Below are 12,295 nucleotides of genomic sequence, written 5' to 3' on the forward strand. Positions count from 1 at the left end.
AGTCGACAAAGTAGGTAATTCTACTTTGAAGGTTTATTTAATAGCTCTGTTTAATTTTGAAGAATCTAATTCTTCAAATTGTTCTTTGAAAATTGCACAGTGAATATAACTTTTAAATTAAAAGTAAAGCTAAAGGTAAAACTACTTATTATATAAGTAAAAAAACCTTTGTAGATTTTAACTAAGAAAATTGTTGAAAGACAATTTTCACATGAATGGTCAAGCTACAAAGGGCGCATGGTGAATGCCTTGGCACCAGAAGCCGAAGAAGGACGTGATAAGCTGCGATAAGCTTTGGGTAGGCGCAAATAGCCTGAGATCCAGAGATTTCCGAATGGGGAAACCCACAATGCTAACGCATTGTACTGTAAACTGAATACATAGGTTTATGGAGGTAAACCCGGGGAACTGAAACATCTAAGTACCCGGAGGAAGAGAAAGAAAAATCGATTTTCTAAGTAGCGGCGAGCGAAAGGGAAAGAGCCCAAACCAGGAACTTGTTCCTGGGGTTGCGGATAGATCATAAATACTGTGATTTCTTAATTGAAGAGAGCTGGAAGGCTCCGCCGTAGAAGGTAACAGTCCTGTAAGTGAAAGGAAATAGCAGTCAGATCTACTCCAGAGTACCACGAGACACGTGAAACCTTGTGGGAAGCAGGGAGGACCACCTCCCAAGGCTAAATACTAACTGGTGACCGATAGTGAAGCAGTACCGTGAGGGAAAGGTGAAAAGAACCCCGGAAGGGGAGTGAAATAGAACCTGAAACCGTGTGTCCACAACCGGTCGAAGCACTTTTATGTGCGACGACGTGCTTTTTGTAGAACGAGCCAGCGAGTTACGGTATGTAGCAAGGTTAAGTACTTAAGGTACGGAGCCGAAGGGAAACCGAGTCTGAATAGGGCGAAAAGTTGCATGTCGTAGACCCGAAACCGGGTGACCTATCCATGGCCAGGATGAAGCGGAAGTAAAATTCCGTGGAGGTCCGAACCACGTTGGTGTTGAAAAACCATGGGATGAGCTGTGGATAGCGGAGAAATTCCAATCGAACTCGGAGATAGCTGGTTCTCCTCGAAATAGCTTTAGGGCTAGCGTTGAGATTGAGTAATGGAGGTAGAGCACTGAATGGGCTAGGGGCTGACAACAGTTACTGAACCCTATCAAACTCCGAATGCCATATACTTGTATCTCAGCAGTCAGACTACGAATGATAAGATCCGTGGTCAAAAGGGAAACAGCCCAGATCATCAGCTAAGGTCCCAAAGTGTAAGTTAAGTGGAAAAGGATGTGGGATTTCTAAGACAACTAGGATGTTGGCTTAGAAGCAGCCACTCATTTAAAGAGTGCGTAATAGCTCACTAGTCAAGAGATCCTGCGCCGAAGATGTCCGGGGCTAAAACTTACCACCGAAGCTATGGGCTCGAAAGAGCGGTAGAGGAGCTTCCTGTATGGAGTGAAGTCGTACCGAAAGGAGCGGTGGACTGTACAGGAGTGAGTATGCTGGCATAAGTAGCGAGAAATAAGTGAGAATCTTATTGGTCGAAAACCTAAGGTTTCCTGAGGAAGGCTCGTCCGCTCAGGGTTAGTCGGGACCTAAGCCGAGGCCGAAAGGCGTAGGTGATGGACAATCGGTTGATATTCCGATACCGCCAACTGACGTTATTACAAATGGGATGACGCAGGAGGATAGGATGTGCACACTATTGGATGTGTGTCTAAGCACTTAGACAGATCAGACAGGCAAATCCGTCTGGTTAATGTTGAGGTGTGATGGGGAGTGGCTTTATGCCGCGAAGTATCTGATTCCACGCTGCCAAGAAAAGTCTCTATGGAGGATGTTGGTGCCCGTACCGCAAACCGACACAGGTAGGTGAGGAGAGAATCCTAAGACCATCGGAAGAATTGTTGTCAAGGAACTCGGCAAATTGACCCCGTAACTTCGGGAGAAGGGGTGCCTATGAAAGTAGGTCGCAGAGAATAGGCCCAAGCAACTGTTTAGCAAAAACACAGGTCTCTGCTAAAGCGAAAGCTGAAGTATAGGGGCTGACGCCTGCCCGGTGCTGGAAGGTTAAGGGGAATACTTAGCGCAAGCGAAGGTATGAACTTAAGCCCCAGTAAACGGCGGCCGTAACTATAACGGTCCTAAGGTAGCGAAATTCCTTGTCGGGTAAGTTCCGACCCGCACGAATGGCGTAATGACTTGGGCACTGTCTCGACAACAAATCCGGCGAAATTGTAGTGCAAGTGAAGATGCTTGCTACCCGCGATTGGACGGAAAGACCCCGTAGAGCTTTACTGCAGCTTAGCATTGAGTTTCGATATTGTCTGTACAGGATAGGTGGGAGACTGCGAAACAGGGGCGTCAGCTTCTGTGGAGTCATCCTTGGGATACCACCCTGACAGTATTGGGATTCTAACCGGCGGCCATGAAACTGGTCACGGGACATTGTTAGGTGGGCAGTTTGACTGGGGCGGTCGCCTCCAAAAAAGTAACGGAGGCGCCCAAAGGTTCCCTCAGAACGGTTGGAAATCGTTCGAAGAGTGCAAAGGCAGAAGGGAGCCTGACTGCGACACATACAGGTGGAGCAGGGACGAAAGTCGGGCTTAGTGATCCGGTGGTTCCTCGTGGGAGGGCCATCGCTCAACGGATAAAAGCTACCTCGGGGATAACAGGCTGATCTCCCCCAAGAGTCCACATCGACGGGGAGGTTTGGCACCTCGATGTCGGCTCGTCGCATCCTGGGGCTGAAGTAGGTCCCAAGGGTTGGGCTGTTCGCCCATTAAAGCGGCACGCGAGCTGGGTTCAGAACGTCGTGAGACAGTTCGGTCCCTATCCGTCGCGGGCGTAGGAAATTTGAGAGGAGCTGTCCTTAGTACGAGAGGACCGGGATGGACTGACCTCTGGTGTACCAGTTGTTCCGCCAGGAGCATGGCTGGGTAGCTATGTCGGGACGGGATAAACGCTGAAAGCATCTAAGCGTGAAACCCACCTCAAGATTAGATTTCCCATAGCGTAAGCTAGTAAGACCCCTTGAAGAACACAAGGTTGATAGGTCAGAGGTGTAAGCATGGTAACATGTTCAGCTGACTGATACTAATAGGTCGAGGGCTTGACCAAATAAATTCACTGTGCAATTTTGAGATAACAAAATCTCTAAAATTAAATAAGAATATCTGGTGATAATGACGTAAAGGTAACACCCGTTCCCATTCCGAACACGATGGTTAAGCTTTATAGTGCCGATGGTACTGCAGGGGAGGCTCTGTGGAAGAGTAGGTCGTTGCCAGGTTATAAAAAAGTACTAAGTATAAACTTAGTACTTTTTATTTTGAAAATTTAATTATAGAGAAATGAAAAGAAAAATGGATTAATAAAAATATAGGTAGTTCATATTATAATAACTACCTACATTATTTATTAAAGTTTATTAACAGCTTCACTTAAAACTTTAGCAATATCGTCATTAATAATTAAGTCAGCTTTATTATCAGCAGAAGTTGTACTCTTATTTATAAGTACAAGATTTTTTCCTCTAAAATAATCAATAAGTCCTGCAGCAGGATAAACAACTAAAGATGTTCCTCCAATAATTAAAGTATCAGCTTCTGATATTGCTTTTACAGCACCAGTAATAATGCTATTATCTAATCCTTCTTCATAAAGAACTACATCAGGTTTAACTTTTCCTCCACATTTAGGACAAGTAGGTACACCTTTAGATTCCAAAATGAATTTTTCATCATAAAAAGCATTGCACTTCATACAGTAATTTCTAAGAACTGATCCATGTAATTCATAAACTACTTTTGAACCAGCAGCTTGGTGTAATCCATCTATATTTTGAGTAACTACAGCCTTTAATTTTCCCATTTCTTCTAGTTTAGCTAAAGCTATATGGCAACCATTAGGCTTTGCATTGGGATAAATTAATTTATCTTTATAGAATTTAAAAAATTCTTCTGGATATCTCATAAAAAAGGTATGAGATACTAATTGTTCAGGAGTAAAGTTTATTTTAAGCTTTTCATTCCATAGTCCATTTGAGCTTCTAAAGTCCGGGATTCCTGAAGCGGTACTTACACCTGCTCCACCGAAGAAAACTATATCATTACTATTTTTAAGTATTTGAGTTAATTTTTCAATTTCAGTATTCATAAAATCATCTCCGTAAATTAATATAGTTTTATTATACCATAGGTATTATAATTTACAGAAACTTTAACACTAAAAAATTTTTGAGACCATATTTCTTTGCATTATAAGAGTTTATGAGTATTTAATGAAAAATCTATTGACAAATATTATTTTAAGTGATATTATAAAAAAGCATTAAATATTAAAAATATTTATGGCGCTATAGCCAAGTGGTAAGGCAGAGGTCTGCAAAACCTTTATCCCCAGTTCAAATCTGGGTGGCGCCTCCAAATAAAAAAACTCACAATAATTTGTGAGTTTTTTTTATTTTATGACACCTTCTAATACATGGATTACTCCATTTTTACAATCTAATTTAATTTGTGCACCAATAGGAAGAGTAAGCTTAGGGTAAGAATGGCCTGATTGAAAATTAAGTATAGTAGGCTTATTTAATGTGAGAATCCTGTCTTCAATTACTTGCCTTAAAGTAAGACTTCTTTCATAATGTGGAAGAGAGCAGTCTTTAAATTGACCTAAAATAAATCCCTTACATTGTTGAAGTTTTCCGGATAGAGATAATTGGGTTAGCATTCTATCTATCCTATAAGGTTCTTCAGATACATCTTCTATAAATAAAATTTTGTCCTTAGTATCTATTTCGTAAGGAGTACCTAGAGTACTAGATATTAAAGCAAGATTACCACCTACAAGTTGTCCTTCTATAAAAGGTTCATTTGAAAAGCATTCAGTAGTAAAGTCTTCAGGATTCTTTATAGTATATGCTTTATCAGCTTTCATGATAGTATACAAAAAGCTTTCTAGTGTAATTTTATCTAAAAGATTAGAATTACACATAGGAGAATGAAAAGTTATTAAGTTACACTTTAAGGATATAGAATTTAATAAGGTAGTTATATCACTAAAACCTGCAAATATTTTAGGGTTTTCTTTTATAACATTAAAATCTATAAGAGGAAGAATTCTCATGGTACCATATCCACCTCTTACACAAAGAACCATATCAACACTTTTATCAAGGAACATACTCATAAGGTCAGAAGCTCTATCCTCATCTTTACCTGCAAGGTAACCATATCTATCATATATATGCTTGCCTTCTTTTACATTGAATCCTAAGCTTTTAAGAAAGCTAATACTCTTTTTTATATTATCAGGGTTATCAGCTCCAGCTGGAGATATAAGTCCTATTGTATCTCCATAATTTAATCTTTTAGCTATCAATTTATAGCACCTCCATAATTAGAATAATCCTTTCCTTCTTAAAATAATTATAGAAACTAAACATAGTACTGCAGCTATACCGTAAGTAATCCAAAATGCATGTATGTTTGCATTAAAAGGTATTCCAGCTACGTTCATACCAAAAGAGCTAAAAATTATGTTAGGGATAGCCATAACTATAGTTATAGAAGCTAATAATTTCATTACCATATTTAGATTATTGGATATTACAGACGCAAAGGCATCCATGGTTCCACTTAATATATTACTATAAATATTAGCCATTTCTATAGCTTGTTTATTTTCTATAATAACATCTTCAAGTATATCTTGATCTTCAGGGTATTTTTGAAGAATTTCAAGTTTTAACATTTTTTCAAGTGTAATTTCATTAGACTTTAAGGAAGTAGAGAAATAAACTAGAGATTTCTCTAAGGACAATAATTGAATTAATTCTTTATTTTTCATGGATTTATGAAGTTTTTGTTCAATCATTAAGCTTTTTTTGTCTATTTGTCTTAAGTAGATTAGATAGTAACTTGCTATTCTGTAAAGTATTTGAAGGATAAATCTTGAACGTTTAAAAGTAAAAAATGATTTAACTTTATTATCAATAAAGTCAGTAAGAATTTTACTGTTTTTTAAACATACGGTTATTATAGAGTGTTCTGTATGAATAATTGCTAGTGGGTATGAATCGTAAGTTAAAGAGTTATCCTCCATTTCAGTGAATGGTATATCTACAATAACAAGAAGATTATTATCTTCAATATCAATACGGGAAGTTTCTTCTTCATCTAGTGCAGATTTTAAAAAGTCTAATGGTACACCTACTTTTTTAGATACAAGCAGCAAGTCTTCTTCAGAAGGTGCTACTATATTAACCCAGCATCCAGGTTCTATGGTATCTGTAGAATGTAATGTTCCTGATTCATCTAAAGTTTTATAAATTGAAATCATACGTTCCTCCCAAGTAAAAATAATTTTAAATTTATGTTTATATTATATATTATAAATATATAAAAATAAAAGAGACTTATGGAGTAGTCTCTTTTGTTTTTTCATGAAAAAATTCCTTTTTTACCTGATTAAGTAGTGAAGCATTTTCTATTAAATCTAAACCAGTTAAAGCTAAAGCTTGAGCAACTTTTAGAATTCTACTTTGAGCGTAATAAGATATAGTAGCCTCAGAAAATTCTTTGGAAGAATATTCTAAGTTTTTATCTTCTGATATAGATATATATGGGTGTATACAAGGTACAACATGACTTACAGTACCTAAACTTAAACCAGAGTTAGTGTTTTTAGGTGCTTCTATGTCTATTATACCGCTTTCTTTTAGATTGTGGCTAAAAATTCTAGATAGGTTTCTATTAGGTATTAGTTCATCATAAGGTAATTCATATAAACATATAGTACAGTCTATATTCATTAAGTAACCTGTAGTTTTAACTAATTCTCTTACTTTTTTTTCAATATCACAAGCCATAGACATTTTAGGACATCTAATATAAAACTTTGATTCTGTTTCAGAAGGCAGAAGGTATGGTGAGTCACCACCTTTTAATATTATTCCGTCAATGGTGCAGTTATCTTCAAAACCTTTAGAAAGTAAACTTAAAGTATTAAAAACAAAAAGGCACGCATCCAATGCTGTATAGTTTTTCGATTTCCTATAAGTAAATCCTGATTTACTTTTATAGTTTATTTTAATAGGTATTATAGCCATGGAAGAACCACTTTCAGCAGTAATTAAATCAGGATGGGCCATTAGTACTACATCTATGTCGTTAAAGGTTCCTTGTCTAGTCATAGTAACTTTAGAGCTGCCTAAAAATTCACCAGGACAGCCAATAACTATAACACTACCACCTACTTTAGGTATTATTTTAGATAGAGATAACGAAGCAGCTATGGACATAGCAGATATTAAATTATGTCCAACTACATGACCTAGATTATCAACAGCATCATATTCGCATATATAACATACCTTAGGATGACCTGTTCCATATTGTGCATAAAAAGCAGTTGGTATATCAAGATAATGTTCTATAACATTAAAATCATTGTTTTTTAACATGTTTACTATATAATTATATGCTTTATATTCATGAAAGCTGCTTTCAGGATTTTCATAAATATATTTTGATAAATTTAATATATCCTCTTTTATAGTAGTTAAATAAGTTGATATCTCTTGCCTCATAAAATTACCTCCTAAGTGTTGGATAAACATGTGGTAAAAAATAATTATGTAGTTGTAAATTGGTTAAAAATTATTTAAAATTAGATATATGTCTTAAATATGTATATCGTAATTTAAGACTTTATTACATCAAATAAATTTAAGGGGGAGTGGTTTTGATAAATCACAAGTTAATGTTAAAAAACTTCTGCAAAGTTCTGTTCGTGGCTTCAATTAGTATTAGCATAACACCTAAAGTTTATGCTCAAGGAAATTATCAAAGATACGGTGGAACTGATAGGTACGAAACTTCTATGAAAATTTCACAAAAGTTTGACACAAAATCAGGTTACGCAATAATTGCTTCAGGGCAGAACTTTCCAGATGCTCTTTGTGCATGTCCTCTTTCTAAAAAGTACGATGCTCCAGTAATACTTACTACAGAAAATAAGTTGGACAGCAAGGCTGAAGCAGAACTTAAAAGAAGTGAAGTAAAAAAGGTTTTTATAATAGGTAATTCTATATCAAAGGATGTAGAAAATAGTATTAGTAATATGGGAATAGCTTGTGAAAGATTGGGAGGAGCAGACAGATATGAAACTTCTATGATAGTTGCAAACTATGTAGGTATAAAGGAAAGAGTAATAGTAGTATCTGGAGATAACTATCCAGATGCATTATCAATTGCACCTATTGCAGCTAATATTGATACACCTATAATACTTGTAGGTAAAGATTCAATACCAGATGTGGTAAAAAATTCTTTAAAGGATAAACAAATCACGAATACTTATGTTATAGGGTCAGAAGGAGCTATAAGTAATTCAGTGAAGGATCAATTTAACAATGCAGAGAGAGTAAGCGGTACAGATAGATATAGTACTAATTTGGCTATAATCAATAGATTTAGAGATAATGTAGATTTTAGCAATGTATATTTGGCTTCTGGATCAAATTTTCCAGATTCACTTTCAGGATGTGCATTAGCACAAAAAACTAAGTCACCTTTAGTATTAGTAAACGAAGACATAAATACAGAAGAGCAAAATGGTATTAAACAAATACTGTCATCAGCTAAAAATATTTCTGTACTAGGATTAGAAGGAGCAGTTTCATTAAAAACATTATATTTAATAGGATTAGAAAAAGAACCACCAAAACCAGTACAGAATCAAGGAGTTCAGCCACCTGCATGGACAAGTTCCTTTAATATTATGAATGCAGGAGAAAGTGAAAGGGTTTATATAAAAAGTAGCCCAAGTTCTTCAGCATCAAATGTAGGTTCAACTTATGGAAGTCTTCCAGAAGTTAAAATTTTGGGCAGCAGCGGTGGATATTATTATGTAGAAGTATTAGACTATGATACTTTAAATTACATAAAGGGTTATGTACCTATGAGTATGGTTAATACGGTAACACCTTCAGGACCTTATAATATACTTGTAGATAAATCAAGACAAAGAGTATATATATTTAATAATGAAAATATAGTTAAGGAATTTGTATGTTCCACAGGGAAAGACGAAACTCCAACACCATCAGGTAGATTCTTAGTTGGATCTAAAGGACCTAGTTTTGCAGCATCTGAGAGTACAGAATGTTATTATTGGACAAGGCTTGACAATAATTATTTATTTCATAGTGCTATATATACTTTAAGTGGATATGCAGTACAATCTGAATATGATAAATTAGGTTCTAAGGCTTCACATGGATGTATAAGACTTAAAATAGAGGATGCAAAGTGGATTCAAGATAATGTTCCATATAGAACGCTAGTAACAATAAAAGATTAAAATTACAAATAATAAAAATAAACTCAATACAATTGAAAAAAATTATATTGAGTTTATTTTATTTATGTGGACAAAATAAATTTCTAAGTGTAGATGAATATTATATATAGTAGTAGGTAATAATTGTAAATATGAAAAATAGATAGGGGGTATGTGAAATGAAAAAGCGAATTTGTATTATATGTGGAAAAACTCTAAATGATGGTATAATTATATATGGTAGGGGTATTTGCCCTTGTTGTGAGAAGAGACTAATGAATATAGAAATGGATACAGATTTTTATGATTATTATAAACAATGTATAAGAAGAAATATAGCTGAATTAGTTATAAGAGGAGAGGAATTAAAGTGCCAGAATTACCGATTTTAGAAGGAATTTTAGAATATGTGAAAAACAATAATATACAATTATGCATGCCAGGTCATAAAGGAGGAAGAGGTTTTTTAGAAACTACTATTGGCAAGGATTTTTTAAAAAATCTTTTAAAATGCGATATTACTGAGGTAGAAGGAGTAGACAATCTTCATAACCCTCAAGGAATAATAAAAGAGTCAATGGAACTTTTAACAAAATTTTATGGAAGTAAAAAATCATATTTTCTAGTTAACGGCAGTACGTCAGGAAACTTAGCTATGATATTTAGTAGCTTTAATGAGGGGGATAAGGTATTAATAGAAAGAAATTGTCATAGATCCATCTTTAATGCTATAATAATGAGAAAACTTAAGCCTGTATATATAAATAATTTAATGAGTCATACACTAAATGCTCCAGTTTGCATAGATTTGGAGCATTTTTTACAGGTTTTGAATAAAAATAAGGATGCTAAAGGTATAATTGTTACTTATCCAAATTATTATGGTATATGCTCTAATTTAGAATATATAGTAAAACAAGGAAAGAAATATAATATGAAAGTACTTGTAGATTCGGCTCATGGAGCTCATTTTGGAATACATGATGATTTGCCTCAAAGTGCAGTAAAATTGAATGCAGATATGGTAGTTACTAGTACTCATAAAACTCTTTCTAGCTTAACACAAACGTCCTATCTTCATGTTAATAATATGGAAGATATAGAAAAAGTAGATTTTTATGTGAGTGCATTTTTAAGTACAAGCCCTTCCTATTTATTTCTATGTTCTATGGATTATGCTAGATACTATTTACAAACTTATGGAAGACAGAAATATGAAAAAATGTTAAATATGTTGGGATATTATAAAGATAAGATAAATTGCATAAAAGGTATAAAGGTAATCGGTAAAAAAGATATAAATATCAAACAAAAAATTGATTTATATCAACTAGATAGTGTATATGATATTGATAATACTAGATATGTTATAAATTTAGAAGAAGGATATAGCGGATATTTACTGGGAAATTATTTGAGAAAAAATAATATTCAAGTGGAAATGAGCGATCATTCAAATGTGGTCTTGATTTTTTCACCATTTAATGAAGAATGGGAACTTGAAAAACTATATAATGTACTTAAGAGATGTGATTTAAATAAAATAAAAGTTGAAAAATTGGATTTGTTGGAATATAACATACCTATAATGGCTTATATACCTTTTGAAATTATGGACAAAAAAAAGAAATACATAGATATAAAAGACTCACTAGGAAAGGTTAGTGCTGCTAATGTGGTACCATATCCGCCAGGAGTACCATTAATAAACATGGGAGAAATAATAGATGATGTAACCTTAAAGTCTATTTGTTATTATATTAATAAGGGAGTAGATATTTTAGGTTTAGAAGATAATAAAATAAGAGTAATTGATGAATTTAATGGAGGACAAAAATATGAATAGGGGCATTGTAATAGTAGTAGAAGGTTGCGATGGCAGCGGAAAAGCCACACAAACTCAAATATTATATGAAAAACTTCTAAGTGAAAATTATAAAGTAAAAAAAATAGAGTATCCAAATTATAAGAGTGATTCTTCAGCGTTAGTTAAAATGTATTTGAATGGAGATTTTGGAAGCAATCCAGAAGATGTTAATCCATATGTATCATCTACTTTTTATGCTGTGGATAGATTTGCATCTTATAAAACTGAATGGAAAGACTTTTACGAAAGCGGGGGTATAGTATTGGCTGATAGGTATACAACTGCAAATATGGTACATCAAGCATCAAAGATTAAAAATGAGCAAGAGAAAAGCAAGTTTTTAGATTGGCTTTGGGATTTTGAATTTAGAATTTTTGGCTTGCCAGTTCCAGATTGTGTTATGTTTCTTGATATGCCTCCAGAGTATAGCAGAAAGCTTATGAAAGAAAGAGCCAATAAGATTACAGGAGATAGTCATAAAGATATACATGAAAAGGACTATGAATACTTAGAACATTCATATAACAATTCCTGTGAAATAGCAGAAAAGTATAAGTGGAATAGAGTAAAGTGTGTAAAGGAAGGAAATATAAAAAGTATTGAATTAATTAGTGAAGAGGTATTTAATATAGTAAAAAAAACAATTAGTAAATTGTACATATAATAATATAACAAAGTCATTTGAATTAAATATATAATATTTCAATGTTTATATAATTTAAAATAAAAGGGAGATGAGTTATATGAAATTAATAATAGCTATTGTTCAAGATGATGATTCTGGAGATTTAGTTGAAACGCTAATGGAGTCAGGCTTTAGGGTAACAAAGCTTGCTACAACTGGAGGATTTTTAAAGGCAGGTAATACTACTCTTATGATTGGAGTGGAAGAAGAAAAAGTAGATCAAGTAATATCACAAATAGAAGAAATATGTAAAACTAGACAGCAGATTGTATCAACACCTTCACCAGTAGCAGGATCTACAGGTGTATATGTACCCTATCCTGTAGAAGTTGAAGTTGGAGGCGCAACAATATTTGTTGTAGATGTTGACAAGTTTGTAAGAGTTTAAATGGAGGGATTTTA

The 12,295-nt window shown here is 34.2% G+C and carries 9 protein-coding genes, 1 tRNA gene and 2 rRNA genes; 8 read left to right on the forward strand and 4 right to left on the reverse strand.

Annotated features, from left to right (window positions below; all coding sequences use genetic code 11):
• The first annotated feature begins 217 nt into the window (after positions 1 to 217).
• Positions 218 to 3,116 (forward strand): 23S ribosomal RNA (locus tag Q6H37_RS00340).
• A gap of 55 nt (positions 3,117 to 3,171) precedes the next feature.
• A 5S ribosomal RNA gene (rrf, locus tag Q6H37_RS00345) occupies positions 3,172 to 3,288 on the forward strand.
• Positions 3,289 to 3,416: 128 nt separating this feature from the next.
• On the opposite strand, the gene Q6H37_RS00350 is transcribed toward rrf, so the two are convergent.
• The gene (locus tag Q6H37_RS00350; protein ID WP_318738652.1) at positions 3,417 to 4,154 is read right to left on the reverse strand and encodes an NAD-dependent protein deacylase; all 738 of its coding nucleotides are present in this window, start codon (positions 4,152 to 4,154) and stop codon (positions 3,417 to 3,419) included.
• Between the two features lie 195 nt (positions 4,155 to 4,349).
• Between Q6H37_RS00350 and Q6H37_RS00355 the strand changes: the two genes are divergently transcribed.
• Positions 4,350 to 4,423: transfer RNA gene (locus tag Q6H37_RS00355), tRNA-Cys, on the forward strand.
• 34 nt (positions 4,424 to 4,457) lie between these two features.
• Here the strand turns inward: Q6H37_RS00355 and Q6H37_RS00360 are convergent.
• From Q6H37_RS00360 to Q6H37_RS00370, 3 genes are all read right to left on the reverse strand, one after another.
• The gene (locus tag Q6H37_RS00360; RefSeq protein ID WP_318738653.1) at positions 4,458 to 5,378 is read right to left on the reverse strand and encodes an LD-carboxypeptidase; all 921 of its coding nucleotides are present in this window, start codon (positions 5,376 to 5,378) and stop codon (positions 4,458 to 4,460) included.
• Positions 5,379 to 5,396: 18 nt separating this feature from the next.
• On the reverse strand, positions 5,397 to 6,338 hold the full coding sequence (locus tag Q6H37_RS00365) for a magnesium transporter CorA family protein (protein ID WP_318738654.1): 942 nt from the start codon (positions 6,336 to 6,338) through the stop codon (positions 5,397 to 5,399).
• A 76-nt stretch (positions 6,339 to 6,414) separates the two neighbouring features.
• A complete protein-coding gene (locus Q6H37_RS00370) occupies positions 6,415 to 7,587 on the reverse strand; it encodes a M20 family peptidase (RefSeq protein WP_318738655.1) in 1,173 nt (390 codons plus the stop codon).
• Between the two features lie 149 nt (positions 7,588 to 7,736).
• On the opposite strand from Q6H37_RS00370, the gene Q6H37_RS00375 reads away from it, so the two are divergent.
• The 5 genes from Q6H37_RS00375 (at position 7,737) to Q6H37_RS00395 (ending at position 12,281) form a co-directional block, all read left to right on the forward strand.
• On the forward strand, positions 7,737 to 9,362 hold the full coding sequence (locus tag Q6H37_RS00375; RefSeq protein WP_318738656.1) for a cell wall-binding repeat-containing protein: 1,626 nt from the start codon (positions 7,737 to 7,739) through the stop codon (positions 9,360 to 9,362).
• 158 nt (positions 9,363 to 9,520) lie between these two features.
• Positions 9,521 to 9,733 (forward strand): sigma factor G inhibitor Gin, encoded by a 213-nt coding sequence (locus tag Q6H37_RS00380; protein WP_318738657.1) that lies wholly within the window; start codon positions 9,521 to 9,523, stop codon positions 9,731 to 9,733.
• Positions 9,712 to 11,187: an aminotransferase class I/II-fold pyridoxal phosphate-dependent enzyme gene (locus Q6H37_RS00385; RefSeq protein ID WP_318738658.1), complete on the forward strand. Its 1,476-nt coding sequence runs from the start codon at positions 9,712 to 9,714 to the stop codon at positions 11,185 to 11,187. The genes Q6H37_RS00380 and Q6H37_RS00385 overlap by 22 nt, the downstream gene beginning before the upstream one ends.
• The gene (locus Q6H37_RS00390) at positions 11,180 to 11,872 is read left to right on the forward strand and encodes a thymidylate kinase (RefSeq protein ID WP_318738659.1); all 693 of its coding nucleotides are present in this window, start codon (positions 11,180 to 11,182) and stop codon (positions 11,870 to 11,872) included. Before Q6H37_RS00385 ends, Q6H37_RS00390 begins: the two co-directional genes overlap by 8 nt.
• 79 nt (positions 11,873 to 11,951) lie before the next feature.
• Complete coding sequence (locus Q6H37_RS00395; protein ID WP_318738660.1) at positions 11,952 to 12,281, forward strand: cyclic-di-AMP receptor; 330 nt, start codon at positions 11,952 to 11,954, stop codon at positions 12,279 to 12,281.
• The last annotated feature ends 14 nt before the right edge of the window (positions 12,282 to 12,295 follow it).

It is taken from the genome of Clostridium sp. JS66, assembly GCF_033561535.1.
Taxonomy (GTDB): domain Bacteria; phylum Bacillota; class Clostridia; order Clostridiales; family Clostridiaceae; genus Clostridium_AM; species Clostridium_AM carboxidivorans.